At 66.2% G+C, this 16,496-nt stretch carries 21 protein-coding genes; 7 read left to right on the plus strand and 14 right to left on the minus strand.

The genetic code is table 11. The annotated features are described in order from the left end of the window. Positions 1-53: 53 nt before the first annotated feature. The 3 genes from ASD42_RS18975 (at position 54) to ASD42_RS18985 (ending at position 3,934) form a co-directional block, all read left to right on the plus strand. A complete protein-coding gene (locus tag ASD42_RS18975) occupies positions 54-788 on the plus strand; it encodes a CPBP family intramembrane glutamic endopeptidase (RefSeq protein WP_056818464.1) in 735 nt (244 codons plus the stop codon). 203 nt (positions 789-991) lie between these two features. After that, positions 992-1,828, plus strand: a complete 837-nt coding sequence (locus ASD42_RS18980; RefSeq protein ID WP_056818466.1) for an SDR family oxidoreductase — start codon at positions 992-994, stop codon at positions 1,826-1,828. 135 nt (positions 1,829-1,963) lie between these two features. After that, complete coding sequence (locus tag ASD42_RS18985) at positions 1,964-3,934, plus strand: helix-turn-helix domain-containing protein (RefSeq protein WP_056818468.1); 1,971 nt, start codon at positions 1,964-1,966, stop codon at positions 3,932-3,934. A 140-nt stretch (positions 3,935-4,074) separates the two neighbouring features. Here the strand turns inward: ASD42_RS18985 and rpsQ are convergent, their stop codons facing one another. Genes rpsQ through rpsJ form a run of 11 tightly spaced genes read right to left on the minus strand, consistent with a single transcriptional unit; the run spans position 4,075 to position 9,328 of the window. Next, positions 4,075-4,344, minus strand: coding sequence for a 30S ribosomal protein S17 (gene rpsQ, locus ASD42_RS18990; protein ID WP_056818470.1), 270 nt, complete (start codon positions 4,342-4,344; stop codon positions 4,075-4,077). Then, entirely contained in the window at positions 4,341-4,580 is a 240-nt protein-coding gene (rpmC, locus tag ASD42_RS18995) for a 50S ribosomal protein L29 (protein WP_056818473.1), read from the minus strand. Before rpmC ends, rpsQ begins: the two co-directional genes overlap by 4 nt. Then, the gene (gene rplP / locus ASD42_RS19000; protein ID WP_056818475.1) at positions 4,580-4,996 is read right to left on the minus strand and encodes a 50S ribosomal protein L16; all 417 of its coding nucleotides are present in this window, start codon (positions 4,994-4,996) and stop codon (positions 4,580-4,582) included. Before rplP ends, rpmC begins: the two co-directional genes overlap by 1 nt. A gap of 3 nt (positions 4,997-4,999) precedes the next feature. After that, positions 5,000-5,794, minus strand: a complete 795-nt coding sequence (rpsC, locus tag ASD42_RS19005; RefSeq protein WP_056818477.1) for a 30S ribosomal protein S3 — start codon at positions 5,792-5,794, stop codon at positions 5,000-5,002. Next, positions 5,795-6,208, minus strand: coding sequence for a 50S ribosomal protein L22 (rplV, locus tag ASD42_RS19010; RefSeq protein ID WP_056818479.1), 414 nt, complete (start codon positions 6,206-6,208; stop codon positions 5,795-5,797). Further along, positions 6,205-6,486, minus strand: a complete 282-nt coding sequence (gene rpsS / locus ASD42_RS19015) for a 30S ribosomal protein S19 (protein ID WP_056818481.1) — start codon at positions 6,484-6,486, stop codon at positions 6,205-6,207. Before rpsS ends, rplV begins: the two co-directional genes overlap by 4 nt. Positions 6,487-6,500: 14 nt before the next feature. After that, positions 6,501-7,337 (minus strand): 50S ribosomal protein L2, encoded by an 837-nt coding sequence (gene rplB / locus ASD42_RS19020; protein WP_056818484.1) that lies wholly within the window; start codon positions 7,335-7,337, stop codon positions 6,501-6,503. Between the two features lie 32 nt (positions 7,338-7,369). Continuing rightward, positions 7,370-7,675, minus strand: coding sequence for a 50S ribosomal protein L23 (gene rplW / locus ASD42_RS19025; RefSeq protein ID WP_056818486.1), 306 nt, complete (start codon positions 7,673-7,675; stop codon positions 7,370-7,372). Then, the gene (gene rplD / locus ASD42_RS19030) at positions 7,672-8,346 is read right to left on the minus strand and encodes a 50S ribosomal protein L4 (protein ID WP_056818488.1); all 675 of its coding nucleotides are present in this window, start codon (positions 8,344-8,346) and stop codon (positions 7,672-7,674) included. The genes rplW and rplD overlap by 4 nt, the downstream gene beginning before the upstream one ends. Then, positions 8,343-9,008: a 50S ribosomal protein L3 gene (rplC, locus tag ASD42_RS19035; protein WP_056818490.1), complete on the minus strand. Its 666-nt coding sequence runs from the start codon at positions 9,006-9,008 to the stop codon at positions 8,343-8,345. Before rplC ends, rplD begins: the two co-directional genes overlap by 4 nt. A gap of 14 nt (positions 9,009-9,022) precedes the next feature. Then, positions 9,023-9,328, minus strand: a complete 306-nt coding sequence (gene rpsJ / locus ASD42_RS19040) for a 30S ribosomal protein S10 (protein WP_040804197.1) — start codon at positions 9,326-9,328, stop codon at positions 9,023-9,025. A 556-nt stretch (positions 9,329-9,884) separates the two neighbouring features. Here rpsJ and ASD42_RS19045 point away from each other — a divergent pair. From ASD42_RS19045 to ASD42_RS19060, 4 genes are all read left to right on the plus strand, one after another. Continuing rightward, positions 9,885-10,361, plus strand: coding sequence for a hotdog fold domain-containing protein (locus tag ASD42_RS19045; RefSeq protein WP_056818492.1), 477 nt, complete (start codon positions 9,885-9,887; stop codon positions 10,359-10,361). A gap of 64 nt (positions 10,362-10,425) precedes the next feature. Then, positions 10,426-11,304, plus strand: a complete 879-nt coding sequence (locus ASD42_RS19050; RefSeq protein ID WP_056818494.1) for an ABC transporter ATP-binding protein — start codon at positions 10,426-10,428, stop codon at positions 11,302-11,304. Continuing rightward, positions 11,301-12,470 carry an ABC transporter permease gene (locus ASD42_RS19055; RefSeq protein ID WP_056818497.1) on the plus strand — a complete coding sequence of 390 codons (1,170 nt, stop codon included), beginning with the start codon at positions 11,301-11,303 and terminating at the stop codon, positions 12,468-12,470. Before ASD42_RS19050 ends, ASD42_RS19055 begins: the two co-directional genes overlap by 4 nt. Positions 12,471-12,544: 74 nt before the next feature. Further along, positions 12,545-13,729, plus strand: coding sequence for a lycopene cyclase family protein (locus ASD42_RS19060; protein WP_056818498.1), 1,185 nt, complete (start codon positions 12,545-12,547; stop codon positions 13,727-13,729). A 51-nt stretch (positions 13,730-13,780) separates the two neighbouring features. Here the strand turns inward: ASD42_RS19060 and ASD42_RS19065 are convergent, their stop codons facing one another. The 3 genes from ASD42_RS19065 to ASD42_RS19075 are packed head-to-tail and all read right to left on the minus strand — an operon-like array spanning position 13,781 to position 16,433. Further along, positions 13,781-14,626 carry an ABC transporter permease gene (locus ASD42_RS19065; RefSeq protein ID WP_056819265.1) on the minus strand — a complete coding sequence of 282 codons (846 nt, stop codon included), beginning with the start codon at positions 14,624-14,626 and terminating at the stop codon, positions 13,781-13,783. Further along, positions 14,623-15,432: an ABC transporter permease gene (locus ASD42_RS19070; RefSeq protein WP_056818500.1), complete on the minus strand. Its 810-nt coding sequence runs from the start codon at positions 15,430-15,432 to the stop codon at positions 14,623-14,625. Before ASD42_RS19070 ends, ASD42_RS19065 begins: the two co-directional genes overlap by 4 nt. Continuing rightward, a complete protein-coding gene (locus tag ASD42_RS19075) occupies positions 15,432-16,433 on the minus strand; it encodes a daunorubicin/doxorubicin resistance ABC transporter ATP-binding protein DrrA (protein ID WP_056818502.1) in 1,002 nt (333 codons plus the stop codon). The genes ASD42_RS19070 and ASD42_RS19075 overlap by 1 nt, the downstream gene beginning before the upstream one ends. Between the last annotated feature and the right edge of the window lie 63 nt (positions 16,434-16,496).

The raw sequence follows: 16,496 nt of genomic DNA on the forward strand, positions 1-16,496 counted from the left end.
CCCGCATTCACCGGACCGTTTTCCTTTCGTGATATTTCCGTACACTCGGTCGGGTGCCCGTACCCGCCATCGCCGATTCCCGGCCGAAGCTGCATGCCTACATCGACATCGCTGTTGTTGTCGTCGTGCTGGCCGGTACCAATCTGATCGCGCACTTCACGACGGCCTGGGCCAATATCGTCACCGTGCCCATCGCGGCGTTCGCGCTGTTGGCGCTGATGCGCAAGCGGGGGCTTGGCTGGGCTGAACTCGGACTGTCACCACGACACTGGAAGCGTGGGACGGTGTACGCCCTCGGCGCGGTCGGGATCGTGTTGACCGCGGTCGCGATCGGCGCTCTCCTACCGCTCACCAGGCCGTTCTTCCTCGCTGACCGGTACGCGACGATTTCCGGCGCCCTCATCGCGTCGATGATCGTCATCCCGTTGCAGACGGTGATCCCCGAAGAGCTCGCGTTCCGCGGCGTACTCCACGGCACGCTCGATCGGGTCCTCGGCGTCCGCGGGCTCTTCGCCGCGGGCTCGCTGATGTTCGGACTCTGGCATATCGCGTCCTCGTTCGGCCTCACCTCCGGCAACAAGGGACTGTCCAGCATCGTCGGTGGCGGCCTGCTCGGCCAACTGATCGGCATAGCGCTGGCCGTCGCTGCCACCGCCGCCGCTGGCGTCGTGTTCACCTGGCTGCGACGCCGTAGCGGTAGCCTCCTCGCGCCCATCGCCCTGCACTGGTCGCTCAACGGAGCGGGCGCGCTCGCCGCCGCCGTCGTCTGGCACGCCGCCCTGCGCTGAACTCACGCCAGGAAGTCGATCACCACGCTCTCAGCGGGAGTTGTTGTGTAAAAGTCGAACGCCGCGGACGCCTGGTGGTCGAGTGTCCAGAGGTTTGCCGCCGAGCCTATCGCCGCGTCGTGACCGCGTGGAATACTGGCGACCGATTTCTGGCATGACAGCATGCCAGATGTAGCGGTTTCCACCGAGAGGGCATTTTCGCCATGACACGTACGCACACCGGAAGGGTCGTCGCGGTGACCGGCGGTGCCGCCGGGATCGGGCTGGAGATCGCGCGGCAGTTCGCGGTCGCGGGAGCTCGGGTGTGCCTCGGCGATCTGTCGGGAAACGCGGCGCGCGAGGCCGCGGCCGGGCTGCCGGGAACGGTGCACGGGTGCGAACTCGATGTGACCGATGAGCGGTCGTTTCACGATTTCCTCGCCGTCACCGAGGCGATACTCGGGCCGGTCGATGTGCTCGTCAACAATGCCGGGGTGATGTGGGTCGGGCCGTTCGATACCGAACCCGACAGTGCGACGGCGCGGATGCTCGCGGTGAATCTGCACGGGGTGATCCGCGGGGTGCGATTGGCGGCCCCCGCGATGCGGACACGCGGGCGGGGGCACATCGTCACCATCGCGTCTCTCGCGTCCAAGGTCTCCCCCGCCGGTGAAGCGACGTACGCCGCGACCAAACACGGGGTCCTCGGCTATCTGACCGCGGTTCGTGAGGAATTGCGCGGCAGCGGCGTGCATCTGACGGCGATCATGCCGGGCGTGGTCGACACCGAGTTGGCAGCCGGAACCGCTACGGGCGCAGCACAATTACTCCAGCCCAGTGATGTCGCCGCCGCCGTTCTCGATGCCGTCGAACGGCCGCGATTCGAGGTGACATTGCCCGCGCATCTCGGACCGGTGGTCGGCCTCGTCGGCGTGCTGCCACAGTGGTTGCGCGACATCGTCTTGCGGCGGACCGTGCCGAATCAGGTTGTGGCGGTGGCCGGATCGTCGAACCGCTCCGCCTACGAGAAACGGCTGCTCCGCGGCGAAACCGATTCCTGAATCCCGGCGTGTCGCTACCGGGGATTCGACGGTATCGACTCGTTGTCGTTGACCGGGGCACGGTCGGCGTTTACGCTCTCTGGCAATCACACATATGTTCGATAGTCCATATGTTCGAGTGGCGGAAGGCGCGATATGTCCGACGATCGGTTGAGCGAGAATGCCGCCATCGCGCCGAACACCGAGATCACAGCGCTCGCCCAGCAGGTCGCGACAGCTCGCGACAAGCTCCCCCTGCAGCACGACACCGCCCTCTACGACGCGCTCTCCGACGACGAGATCCGCGCCGAACGGGAGTTGGCCGAATGGATTCGCACACAACGACGCAAACAACGTCGACGTGCCGTTGGTGACGAACTCGCCACCGAACAACGTGACCGCCGCACCAGCGCCCTCATCCGCCGCACCGACGAGGCCGACGCGCGCTGGCATCGCAAGGCGCTGGCCGCACGACGAAGAGTGTCTAGCGCCGACGCGCGCCTGGCCCAGCTGTACCGGCGGTCGGAATGGTCATCGCGTGCGTTGATCGCCGTCGTCGTTCTCGGCATGGTCTGGGCCGGGGTCAATGTGCAACGCAATCTCGTGCCGAGCGGCGACATGAGCGACCCGTTGTACTGGCTCAGCTATGGCATCGAGGCCATGATCTCGATCCCGATCATCGTCATCATGGTCACCGCGACCACCGCTGCCCGCTGGGGACGTGAGCTGGAACGCGGCAAGGTGATCGTGTTCGAACTAGCCCTGCTCGGCACCACCATCGCCTTGAACGCGGGTCCCCACCTGGCCGCCGGATCCTTCGGTCGCGCAGCCGAATTCGCTATCGCTCCGGTAATGGTGGGTGTGGTGATCTGGTTGCACGCGTGGGTCTCGGCTCGGTACGCGATGTTGATCGAGAGCGCCTCCGTCGAATTGCCCGGGGACGCCGGGTATGCCCATGTCGAACGGATCGTCGCGACCGCGTTTCCGCAAAAGGCGACCTCGCTGGGTGATGACAGGCAAGCGCTCGCGCACACCGTGATGAACGGCGTTGCGCCCGAGCTCCGATCGCCGCTGTCCGACCTCGCCGCTGTCGGCTCGACCGCTCCGGCTGCCGCCGAGGTGCACGACACCCAGTCCTGCGCGATGCCCGAGAAGGATTCCCGCGCAGCCGAAACGGTTCGCGAGACCATCGCGTCGTCCGAGCAGACGATCACCGCGGATCGCGAGGCGGTCGAATCACCTGTCTTGCCGGTAGTCCCGGAGCCGGTGGTCGGCGATGCTCCCGCACCGACCGTTGAACCTGTCGTCGCCGAAGCCGAAACCATCGCGGCATCGGCCGCCGAGCGCACCTACCCGCACAGCCTGCGCCGCCCCTCCGCCGACAAGCCGCACGCCCCCGGCACCCTCGAGCTGATCCACAAGGCCGCGGCCGACCATCGCCGCAACGGCTCCGAGCACTCGACCCGGACCAACGGCGCCGCCCCCACCTTGCGCCGAATACCGGTCACCACCGTCGCCCATGCCACCGCGGGCGACGCCACCGGTACCGATCCGGTTCCCGAGGCGACGATGCACGCCGGCACCGTCGCCCGTGACCCTGATGGCGACACTCCACCGATCACCGATCCGGTAGCGGTGCACAATGATCCACAGCCCTCCGCAGTGGAGCCGGAGCAGCTGACCCTCACCGCCGAACCTGCCGAGCAACTGGTCTTGCAACCGGAACCCTCGCCGGGTGCACCGGCAGCGCCCACGCAGACCTCCGAGCAGACAGCGCCCGAGCCCACAGAACCCGTGTCCCCCGAGCCGGTCGTATCCGCCGCCGACACCGTCCCGGCCGAGCCGGTCGATCAGGTCGATACGGACCTCGACGACGACGAAGACCTCCTCGCCCCGGACGATGTCGACTTCGACGAAGACACCGAGGTCCGCGCCCTTGCCCGCCGCATCGCCCACCGCAGCCCCCTGCGCCTGACTCTCGACCAGATCGAGGAGATCCTCGAGCTCACCGACCAGTCCTGGTCGGCCCGCAGCATCGGCAGCGAAGTCGGCGTCCCGAGCAGCACCGTCACCAACATCGTGGAATTCGCGCACAAGATCCGCCAGCCCTACGCCTTCACCGGCTGACCCACGAGACACAGCGAAGGCCCGCCCCCGGAAAATCGGGAGCGGGCCTTTTGCGATGCGGGTCGTCCAACGACGAAGGCCCGCTTCCCAGTAGGAAACGGGCCTTCGAAGAAACGATCTCGATGGATCGAGGAGGGACCTTACTTGGCCTTCTCCAGGACCTCGACCAGACGCCAGCGCTTGGTGGCCGACAGCGGACGGGTCTCCATCAGCTGAACGTGGTCGCCGACGTGGGCGATCTCGTTCTCGTCATGCGCCTTCACCTTGGAGGTGGTGCGAATGATCTTGCCGTAGAGCTTGTGCCGGTGACGGTCTTCCAGCTCGACGACGATCGTCTTGTTCATCTTGTCGGAGACAACGTAGCCGCTGCGTACCTTGCGGCTGTTGCGCTCTTCGGTGTTCTCGCTCATGCCGCATCTCCCTTGCCAGCGGGTGCCGTGGCCAGGCCGAGCTCGCGCTCACGCATGACCGTGTAGATGCGCGCGATCTCGTGGCGGACGACGCGCAGACGACGGTTGTTGTCGAGCTGACCCGTTGCCATCTGGAAGCGCAGATTGAACAGCTCTTCCTTCGACTCACGCAGGCGGGCGACGAGCTCCTCTTCGTTGAGCTCGCGGAGCTCTGCGGCCGGTGTTTCGGTAGCCATCAGAACTGCTCCTCCCTGGTCACGATCCTGCATTTCATCGGGAGCTTGTGCATCGCGCGGCGCAGGGCCTCACGAGCAGTCTCCTCGTTGGGGTAAGACATCTCGAACATGACCCGACCGGGCTTCACGTTCGCGACCCACCACTCCGGCGAACCCTTACCGGAACCCATGCGGGTTTCGGCCGGCTTCTTCGTGAGCGGACGATCGGGGTAGATGTTGATCCAGATCTTGCCGCCACGCTTGATGTGGCGGGTCATTGCGATACGCGCCGACTCGATCTGACGGTTGGTGACGTAGGCGGGCTCGAGAGCCTGGATGCCGTACTCACCGAAGGCCACCGCCGTGCCGCCCTTGGCCATGCCGGAGCGACCGGGGTGGTGCTGCTTGCGGTGCTTGACCCTACGGGGCATCAGCATGCGTCAGCCCTCCTTGTTCTCTGCCGGAGCCTCCGCCACTGCAGTGGCGGCGCGCCCGACCTCGGTGCTGGTCGCGGTGGTGCCAGTGGCGCCGGACCGACGAGGGCGGCTCGGACGCTCGCGGCGCGGGCGATCCGGAGCAGCGGCGGCGGCGGTCAGTTCACGACGACCACCGACGATGTCACCCTTGTAGATCCAGACCTTCACGCCGATGCGACCGAAGGTGGTCTTGGCCTCGTAGAGGCCGTAGTCGATGTCCGCACGCAGCGTGTGCAGCGGAACGCGACCTTCACGGTAGAACTCCGAGCGCGACATTTCGGCGCCACCGAGGCGGCCCGAGCACTGCACGCGGATGCCCTTGACGTTCGGCGAACGCATGGCCGACTGAATGGCCTTACGCATCGCACGACGGAACGCCACACGGTTGGACAGCTGCTCGGCAACACCCTGAGCAACCAGCTGCGCATCCGATTCGGGGTTCTTGACCTCGAGGATGTTCAGCTGAACCTGCTTCTTGGTGAGCTTCTCCAGCTCCGAGCGGATGCGGTCGGCTTCCGCTCCACGACGACCGATCACGATGCCGGGACGCGCGGTGAAGATATCCACACGGACGCGATCACGGGTGCGCTCGATCTCGACCTTCGAGATGCCTGCCCGCTCCATGCCTGTGGCGAGGAGCTTGCGGATCTGAACGTCTTCCTTCACGTATTCCGCGTACTGCTTGTCCGCGTACCAACGCGACTTCCAGTCGGTGGTGATACCGAGGCGGAAGCCATGGGGGTTAATTTTCTGTCCCATTTACTTTGCCCCTCCCTTCCGGCGGCTACGAGTGGCAGCGCCGGTGGTGGGCACGCTCTCGACCTCGATGGTGATGTGGCTGGTGCGCTTACGAATCCGGAACGCACGGCCCTGGGCCCGCGGCTGGAAACGCTTCATGGTGGCGCCCTCGTCGACAAAAGCAGTCGAGATGACCAGGGTGGCCGGGTTGAGGCCGAGGTTGTTCTCGGCGTTCGCCGCGGCCGAAGCCACGACCTTGGCCACGGGCTCGCTGGCAGCCTGCGGTGCGAACCGCAGAATGGCCAGCGCGTCCTCGACTCGCTTGCCGCGGACCAGGTCCACGACGCGACGGGCCTTCATCGGGGTGACCCGAACGTGCTTGGCGGTAGCGCGTGCAGTCGGGTTCTGAACCGTTTCGGTATTGGTTTCAGTCATCGCCGCTTGCTCTTCCGGTCGTCCTTGACGTGGCTCTTGAACGTCCTGGTCGGCGCGAACTCACCGAGCTTGTGGCCGACCATGTTGTCCGAGATGAACACCGGGACATGCTTGCGACCGTCGTGGACGGCGAAAGTGTGTCCGATGAAATCGGGGATGATGGTCGAGCGACGCGACCAGGTCTTGATGACCTGCTTCGTGCCCTTTTCGTTCTGCACGTCCACCTTCGCGAGGAGGTGGTCGTCGACGAACGGGCCCTTCTTGAGGCTGCGTGGCATTTCTTACCTCCTCCTTAGCGCTTCTTGCCGGTCTTACGACGGCGAACGATGAGCTTGTCGCTCGGGCGGTTGGGCTTGCGGGTACGGCCTTCAGGCTGACCCCACGGGGAGACCGGGTGGCGACCACCGGAGGTCTTACCCTCACCACCACCATGCGGGTGGTCGACCGGGTTCATGACGACACCACGGACGGTGGGACGACGGCCCTTCCAGCGCATACGGCCGGCCTTGCCCCAGTTGATGTTCGACTGCTCGGCGTTGCCGACCTCGCCGACGGTGGCGCGGCAGCGCACGTCGACACGGCGGATTTCACCCGAAGGCATACGAAGGGTCGCGTACGGCCCTTCCTTGCCCAGCAGCTGAATGCTCATTCCAGCGGAACGAGCCATCTTGGCGCCGCCGCCCGGACGCAGCTCCACGTTGTGAATCGTGGTACCGGTCGGGATGTTGCGCAGCGGCAGGTTGTTACCCGGCTTGATGTCGGCCGTGGGGCCGGACTCGATCGGGCTGCCCTGCTTGATGCCCTTCGGCGCGATGATGTAGCGCTTCTCGCCGTCGGCAAAGTGCAGCAGTGCGATGTTGGCGGTGCGGTTGGGGTCGTACTCGATGTGAGCGACCTTGGCCGGGATGCCGTCCTTGTCCAGTCGACGGAAGTCGATCAGACGGTAGGCACGCTTGTGACCGCCACCGCGGTGACGAGTGGTGATGCGACCGTGCGCGTTACGACCACCGGACTTGGTGAGCGGGCGCAGCAGCGACTTCTCCGGCGTCGACCGGGTGATCTCGGCGAAGTCCGAGACGCTGGAGCCACGACGGCCCGGCGTTGTCGGCTTGTACTTACGGATTGCCATGAGTTCTTCTCGCTTTCTGGAGTCCCAGGCGCTTACGCGACCGGTCCTCCGAAGATCTCGATGGGCTTGCTATCGGCCGAGAGGGTCACGAGTGCGCGCTTGGTGTCCTTGCGCTTTCCGTAACCGAATTTGGTCCGCTTGCGCTTGCCCTGACGGTTGGCGGTATTGACGCTGGTGACCGTGACGCCGAAAACCTTCTCGACGGCGATCTTGATCTGCGTCTTGTTCGAATCCGGGTGCACCAGGAAGGTGTAGGTGCCTTCCTCGATCAGCCCGTAGGACTTCTCCGAGATGACCGGTGCGAGCAGGATGTCGCGGGGGTCGGCGATGGTGCTCACTTGCTCTCCTCCTGGGCCGCCTCGGCGGGACCGTGAACGAAAGCGTTCAGGGCCTCGACGCTGAACACCACGTCGTCGCTGTTGAGCACGTCGTAGGTGTTGAGCTGATCCGGGGCGATCGGCAGCACGTTCTGCAGGTTCGCCACGCTCTTCCACGCGGCGACGTCCTCGCGGCCGACGACGACCAGGAACTTCTTGCGGCCCGAGAGCTCGGCCAGGAAGTCCTTGGCAATCTTGGTCGACGGGTTCTGACCCGAGACCAGTTCGGTGATCACGTGGATGCGCTCGTTGCGGGCCCGGTCGGAGAGGGCACCGCGCAGGGCGGCGGCCTTCATCTTCTTGGGGGTCCGCTGGCTGTAGTCACGCGGCTGCGGGCCGTGGACGGTGCCACCGCCGGCGAACTGCGGCGCACGGGTCGAGCCCTGACGGGCGCGGCCGGTGCCCTTCTGGCGGTACGGCTTCTTGCCGCCACCACGGACCTCGCCACGAGTCTTCGTGGAGTGGGTGCCCTGGCGAGCAGCGGCCAGCTGAGCGATAACGACCTGGTGCATCAGCGCGACGTTGGCGGTCACGTCGAAGATCTCCGAGGGGAGTTCGACGGTGCCTTCGGTCTTGCCGCCTGCGGCCTTAACGGTCAGCGTCAGGTTGGCCTTCTTGTCGAGGCTGGTCATGCGTGCGCACCACCCTTCACGGCGCTCTTGACGATCACGATGTTGCCCTTGCGGCCGGGGATAGCACCCTTGACCAGGAGCAAACCGTTCTCGGCATCGACCTTGTGAACCGAGAGGTTCTGCGTGGTGACGCGGTCGTTACCCATACGACCCGACATGCGCATGCCCTTGAACACGCGGCCGGGAGTGGCACAGCCACCGATGGAACCCGGGCGACGGTGCACAGCCTGCGCACCGTGCGAGGCGCCCTGGCCCTTGAAGCCGTGACGCTTCATGGTGCCGGCGAAGCCCTTGCCCTTGCTGATTCCGGTCACGTCGACGTAGGTGCCCTCTTCGAAGACATCAGCCGAGAGTTCCTGGCCGATCTCGAAGGTGGAGGCATCCGCGACGCGGATCTCGGTGACGTGGCGGCGCGGGGTGACACCGGCCTTGGCGAACTGGCCGGAGACCGGCTTGTTCACCTTGCGCGGGTCGATGGCGCCGAAAGCGATCTGAACGGCCGAATAGCCGTCGCGCTCCACGGTACGAATCTGGGTGACCACGTTCGGGCCCGCCTTGATGACGGTGACCGGGACGACGCGGTTCTTCTCGTCGAAGACCTGGGTCATGCCGAGCTTGGTGCCCAGGATTCCGGCCTGGGGCCGATTCTTGTTGTCAGTCATGTCTCGAGTCCCCGTCACTGAATGTTGACGTCGACGCTGGCCGGCAGGTCGATGCGCATCAGCGCGTCAACCGTCTTCGGCGTCGGGTCGAGGATGTCGATGAGGCGTTTGTGCGTGCGCATCTCGAAGTGTTCGCGCGAGTCCTTGTACTTGTGCGGCGAACGGATGACGCAGTAGATGTTCTTCTCGGTCGGCAACGGCACAGGCCCGACCACACGGGCGCCGGTGCGGGTCACCGTTTCCACGATCTTGCGCGCTGACGCGTCGATCGCCTCGTGGTCATAGGCCTTGAGCCTGATGCGGATCTTTTGTCCCGCCACGCTAAGTGTCCTTTTCTCCGCTTTCCTTCGTGGTCACAGGAGCTGGCTCCCGCACCACCCTCAATTTGCACAGCCCGAACACAGAAAGACGCCTCAGCGTGGTTTCCCACTAAAGACCCGCAACCAGGGCGCACCAAAAGGCACTACCTAGTCCTCGCCGCTGTTCATCTGTCATGGTTCTCCGGTCCACGCGGTCGGGCGTGTCGCCCTAACTCTTAATCTCCGACCCGGGTCAGTTACTCACCATGGGCCGGAAGTGCGTGGTTCCGAACGTATCCACACCGGCGAACCGGCGAGATACAAACTACTGCTCCCCTTGCTCAGGTCATCCGCTCCGAAGAGTTGGGGATCCTGCGCAAGGCAACCCGAACAGTATGCACCATGCCGACGACGTCCTTCAAATCGGGGGTCATGAGGTATCGATCACGCCACCACAGGGGCTACTACCTGGACCGCACCGCCGGCTGGGCTGTACCGAGCAATGGTAGCTGGCTCGTCGCCCCCGCTGGTCACCGGAGGGTTCCCCGCCACCTTACTTCTGAGTAAGATAGCAACCATGACACAGGAAACCGCGACCTTCCGCGGCTGGAAGAAGCTGCCCGACAACCGCATCGGACACGCGCTGTTCTCGCTCGGCATGGTCGCCCGGGTCCCCTACTTCGGCACCGTGCTCCCCCAGGTGGTTCGCCTCGAGCCCGGCGTCTGCGAGGTGACCTCCCCGAAGTGGTTCGGCATCCACAACCACCTCGGCACCTTCCACGCGATCGCGGCCTGCAACCTCGCCGAGGTGGCGATGGGCATGCTCAGCGAGGCCACCGTTCCCACGACCCATCGCTGGATCCCCAAGTCGATGAACGTCCAGTACCTGGCCAAGGCGGAATCGGGCCTGCGCGCGGTGGCGAAACTCGACGAGATCCCCGACTTCTCGGCGATCACCAAGGGCCAGGAACTCACAGTCCCCGTCTCGATCTACGACAAGAGCGGCATCGAGGTCGTGCACGCCGACATCACCACCTGGGTTTCGCCGCGCTGATCCCGGCGCGGGAACCATTGCATCGGTACGGTTGTGGCTCAGGCCACAAAAGACGGGGAGTCCGATGTTGGAAGTCGCCCATGTGACGCGCCGGTTCGGGGACAACGTCGCGGTCGATGATGTGTCGTTCGCGGTCCCGCCCGGCGCGCTGACCGGATTCGTCGGGGGCAACGGGGCGGGCAAGACCACCACGATGCGAATGATCATGGGCGTGTTGGCCGTTCAGTCCGGCGAGATCCGGTGGGCAGGCAGGCCGGTGACCGAGCTGGATCGGCGCTCGTTCGGATATATGCCCGAGGAGCGGGGGCTCTATCCCAAGCAGCCGGTGTTCGACCAGCTCGTGTACCTGGCCCGCTTGCGTGGGCTGCCCGCCGACGAGGCGAAGGCGCGCACCGAAACCCTGTTGGAGCGGTTCGATCTGGGCTCGCGCGGCAAGGACAAGCTCGAATCGTTGTCGCTGGGCAATCAGCAGCGCGTCCAGATCGCGGCGGCGGTGATCGCGCAGCCGACGGCGCTGATCCTGGACGAACCGTTCTCCGGGCTCGACCCCGTAGCCGTGGATTCGATGGTGGAGTTGCTGCGCGAGTACGCCGATCAGGGTGTGCCGGTGCTGTTCTCCTCGCATCAACTGGATCTGGTGGAGCAGCTGTGCGATCAGCTGGTGGTGCTCGCCTCGGGCCGGGTGGTCGGGCAGGGCTCGGTCGACGAGCTGCGGTCCAGCGGTGGCTCACGGTATCGGCTGGTGCTCGAGGGTGATGCGGGGTGGCTGCGGGACTATCCGGGGATTCGCGTGGTCGAGAGTGTCGGGCCGCGTGTGTTGTTCGAGATCGACGGCGGCGGCACCGACGGGGTGCTGAAGGAGGCGCTGTCGCGGGGGTCGGTGCGCGAGTTCACCGAGGCCAGGCCGACGGTCGCCGAAATCTACCGGGAGGTGACAGCGTGAACGGCGTGTGGCGGATCGTGGCCGCGAGGGAGATCGCGGTGAAGCTGCGTGACCGCAACTTCGTCATCTCGACTGTGGTGACGCTGGTGGTGATCCTCGCGTCGCTGGTTCTCACCGGGTACCTCAGCAGCAGGCCCGACAAGATCGACGTGGCGATCACCGGTACGGACACCTCGGTCGTGCTCGAGACGGCGAACACCCTGGCCTCGAACGCGGGGACCGACGTGAGCTTCATCGCGCGACCCGTCGCCGACCAGGCAGCGGTCGAGCAGTTGGTCCGCGAGGACGAGGTCGACGTGGGCCTTGTACCCGCCGACCCCAGCGGATGGCAGCTGATCGGCAAGACCGCCGAGGACGACAACGCCACCACCTACATCACCGCCGCCGCACAGCAGATCGCGTTGCAGCGCAATGCCGCTGTCGCGGGCGTCTCGCTCGACGAGCTGGCCCGCGGTGCGACCGTGACCTACGACCTGCTGGAGAAGGGCGCGATCGACCCGGGCCTGGCCAAGATCGTCTCGTTCGTCTTCGCGTTCCTCTTCTATCTGGCGTCGGTGCTGTTCGGCATGTCCATCGCGCAGAGTGTGGTCGAGGAGAAACAGAATCGCATCGTGGAGATCCTGGCCAGTGCGATGCCGTTGCGGCAGTTGCTGATCGGCAAGGTCGTGGGCAATGCGGCACTGGCGTTCGCGCAGTTGGCCCTGTTCGTCGGGGCGGGGTTGGTCGGGTTGGCGGCGACCGGCAAGGGTGCTCAGCTGGGCCAGATCGCCGGGGCCGCGGGCTGGTTCATCGTCTTCTTCCTCGTCGGCTTCCTCGCCCTGGCGAGCCTGTGGGCCGTCGCGGGCGCGCTCGCCACTCGCAGCGAAGACCTCCAGTCCACCTCGACTCCGCTCGGGCTGCTCATCATGATCGTGCTGTTCGCGGGCATCTTCCTCACCGGCACGGCCCGTGTCATCGGCTCCTATATCCCGATCATGTCCATCGTCGCCATGCCCGCCCGCCTGGCCGAGGGCACCGCCGCCTGGTGGGAACCCTTCATCGCCCTGGCCCTGATGGCGGTCGCCACCTACGCGATCGTCGTCGTCGCCGAGAAGATCTACCGCCGCTCGCTGATGCAGACCCAGGCTCGCCTGACGATGCGCCAGGCCCTGGCCTTGGAGGACTAGGGCAGCATCGGGGCGAGTGACGACCGGGTCACTGGTGCTTGCGTGGTGCCGGGTGGGGCCGATTGAATGCGGACGTGAGTGTTGTGCGGGAATTCGATATCTGCGTGGTCGGGCTGGGGCCGACCGGGCGGGGGTTGGCGCATCGAGCCGCGGTGGCCGGGTTGCGAGTGGCCGCGGTGGATCCGCGGCCGGAGCGGTTGTTCCCGCCGACCTTCTCCTGCTGGATCGACGAGTTGCCGGCGTGGTTGCCCGCGAGTGCGATCGCGCAGCGGATCGCGGCGCCGACGGTGTGGACCACAGGCGAACATCGGATCGAGCGGCCGTATTGCGTGCTCTCCAAAGCGGGGCTGCACGCGGCGTTGGCCTTGGACGACGCGACCGTCTTCGCGGATCGGGCGCGGCGAGTGGACGCCCACGAGGTGGAGCTGGCGGACGGGACGGTGATCTCGGCGGGGGCGGTGTTCGATACGCGGGGGCTGCCGACGTTGGGCAAGCGCAGGGCCGCCTCGGCCCACGGAATCTTCGTCGACGCCGAGACCGCGGCGCCGATGGTCGCGGAAGGCGAAGGGCTGCTGCTGGATTGGCGGCCGGAGAACGGCGCGGGCCCCGACGAGCCGCCGTCGTTCCTCTACGCGGTGCCGCTCGGGGACGGCACGGTGATCTTCGAAGAAACCAGCCTGGGATTGCGCGGTGGGATGCCGCAGCACGAGTTGCGCAAGCGCACCCTCACCAGGCTCGCGGCCCACGGGATCACCCTCACCGGCGACGAACCGCACGAGGCCGCCCACTACCCCCTGGATCAGCCACCGCCGAAGAAGGGCACCGCGGTGGCGGTGCCGTTCGGCTCGCGCGGCGGGATGATGCACCCGTGCACCGGCTACAGCGTGGCCGACTCACTCGCGCTGGCGGACACCGCGGTCGCCGCGGTGCAGCGCGGCGAGAATCCGATCGAAGCGCTGTGGCCGTGGCGGGCCAGGGCCGTGTACTGGATGCGGATGCGTGGCCTGTGGGGTCTGGGTCGACTCACCACCGACCAGTCCATCGCCATGTTCGACGCCTTCTTCACCGAATCCGAACGCCGCCAGCGCGCGCTGCTCTCGGCCCACGACGACTACTCCGCGCTCGGCGCCGCCCTGTTCAACACCGTCGCCCACACCTGGCCGTTCCGGTGGCGCTACGACCTCGTCGGCTGGACCAACCGCGACCGCTGGGTGGACTACCCCTTCGCACCCGCAGGCGCCGACTCACCCAGCCGATAACGCACGGATCGCCGCCACAGCGTTCGTGACGGCGATCAGCATGCGACGGTCTCAGGACGACTCGGCGGCCTTCTTGTAGCCGACGATCGCCGGGTAGGCGAAGACCACGACCATCCCCACCGTCCAGGCGACGGTCTTGAGCAGCGGTTCAGCGACCGGCCCACCGTAGGACAGCCCCTTCATCGCATCGATCGCACAGCTCATCGGCTGATTCGCGACCACGTCCTGCAACCAGGTGGGGTAGGCGAAGACCGGAACGAAGCCGGTGTTGAAGAACATCAGCAGCGTATTGAGAATGCCGATGAGGCTGATCAGCATGACGCCCTCGGTGATCGTGGCCAGGGCGGTCACCATCACCGCGAACCCGATGCCGAACAGCACCGGAACCAGGACCAGCGCGATATTGGCGAGCGGGTCCTCCATGAACAGGAAGCCGAGCGGCACCGCGACGAGCAACACGATCAACGTGGTGATCAGGATGCGCAGCATCTCGGCCAGCAGCCGACCGGTGAGCAGCGAAGCCTTGTTCAGCGGCATCGTGTAGAACCGGCTGAGCAGTCCCGATGCCTTCTCCCGTTTGAACCCGAGCGCACTCACCACCGCGCCGGTCATGGCCGCGACCAGGGTCAGCAGCGCGGCCTGGCCGTAGATGCTGGGAGCGCCGGTGGCCGCGGTGATGGAGTCACCGAGCACGATGCGGAACATCAGCAGGGTCACCGCCGGGTAGGCGATGGTCTGGATGGTCGTCGAGGGGTCACGCAACCACACCATCAGCAGCCGCTTGGTCTGGATGAGGCTGTGGGTGAACCACACCGACACCGAACTCTCCGGCTTGGGATGCACCACCGGCAGGTCGGCCGCGGCCTCCTCGACCGACGACTTCTCGATTGTTGTCATGATCGCCTCACACTCGCCCACACAGCCAGTGGGAGGAAGAAAACAGCCAGTCCGCCGAGCCACGCCAGCGACACCCACGTGCCTGCCCAGCTCAGATGGCCCGCGGCCATATCGCTGAGGGTCTGGGCGAACTGGGAGATCGGCTGGTTGCGCGCGAACGGCCGCACCCACGCCGGAAAGCTGGCCTCCGGCACGAACCCGGTCGACATCATGCCGAAGATCAGGATCGGCAGGGTGAGGGCCTGGCTGAGCGCCTCGGGGTTCTTGGTGAGGCTGCCGAGCGCGTCGGCGCCGAGCGTGAGCACCACGCCGACGGCCAGCGCGAATCCGCAGAACGCGAGCGCCTGCAACCAACCGCCGGTGAACCGGAAGCCGATCACATAGCCGTAGGCGACGGTCGCGATCAGCGAGACGATCGACCGCACCAGACCCGCGCAGATCCGCGACATCAGCGGAACCAGCGAACCGATCGGCATCGTCTGGAGTCGGGTGCTCAACCCGGTGAGCGCTTCGAACGCCGCGAGCTGTGCGTTCGACATCATCGTCATGGCCATCGTCTGCAGTACGACGATCGGCATCACGTACTGCGCGTAGTCGATGCCCTGGACCTGCATCACGTACTTCAACGGCAGGTAGAAGGCCACGGTGACCACGAGCGGGGTGAGCACCGCGACGATCAGCTCACCCTTGGTGGCCATGGTGCGCACGATGCGCCCGGTCAGCGCGCGCCACTGCGCGAAACTGCTGGGGTGCACAGCGGGTAGCTCGGCGAACAACGTGTTCGCCGCGGGGGTGGACACGCTCACTAGTGGCCGCCCGAGTGACCGGTGATCGACAGGAACACGTCGTCGAGCGAGGGCCTGCGCAGCGCGATGTCGGCGAGGTCGATGCCCGCGTTGTCGAGCCTGCGCAGCGCCTCGGCGAGGGTGGCGGCGCCGTCGGGGGCGGGGATGGACAGCTTGTCGGCGCCGTCGATATCGGCGGCGACGACGGCGGGCACCAGGTCGCCGAGGGCCCGCACGGTCGCCGGGAGGCGGCTCAGGTCCAGCGGGACGATCTCGCAGTAGCTGCCGCCGGTCTTGGCCTTGAGCTGGTCGGCGGTGCCTTCCGCGATGACGGTGCCCTTGTCGATGACGATGATGTTGTCGCTGAGGACGTCGGCCTCTTCGAGGTACTGCGTGGTGAGCAGCACCGTGATGCCCTGGTTCTTGAGCGCGGTGACCAGGTCCCACACGCCCTGCCTACTGCGCGGGTCGAGGCCGGTGGTGGGCTCGTCGAGGAACACCACCTCCGGTCGCACGACCAGTCCGCAGGCGATATCGACGCGACGGCGCATGCCGCCGGAGTAGTTGCGCACGGCTCGCTTACCCGCGCTGACCAGGTCGAACTCTTCGAGCAGCACCTCGGCGCGCTTGCGGGCGGCCGATTTGGTCAGGCCCATCAGGCGACCGAACAGCTCGAGGTTCTCCCGGCCGGTCAGGTTCTCGTCGAGGGCGGCGTACTGACCGGTCATCATGATCGAGCGACGCACGCCTGCGGCGTCGGTGAGCACGTCGTGCCCGGCGACAACGGCGGTGCCGGAGTCGGGGCGCAGCAGCGTCGACAAGACCTTGACCATGGTGGTCTTTCCCGCACCGTTGGGTCCGAGGATGCCCAGCACACTGGCCTTTTCGGCCTGGAAACTGATGCCCTGCAGGGCGTGCACGTCACCGAACGACTTGCGCACGTCGGACACCAGCACCGCGGGTTCACTGTCGCGCGACGCGACGCCACCTGCGGGCGAATCCACTGAGATCGAACTCGGCATCAACTCTCCACCATCGGCCGGGTGCGCACGGCCCTGAACGAGACGAGCGCACGCGGAAAAATT

It is taken from the genome of Nocardia sp. Root136, from assembly GCF_001427185.1.
Classification (GTDB): domain Bacteria; phylum Actinomycetota; class Actinomycetes; order Mycobacteriales; family Mycobacteriaceae; genus Nocardia; species Nocardia salmonicida.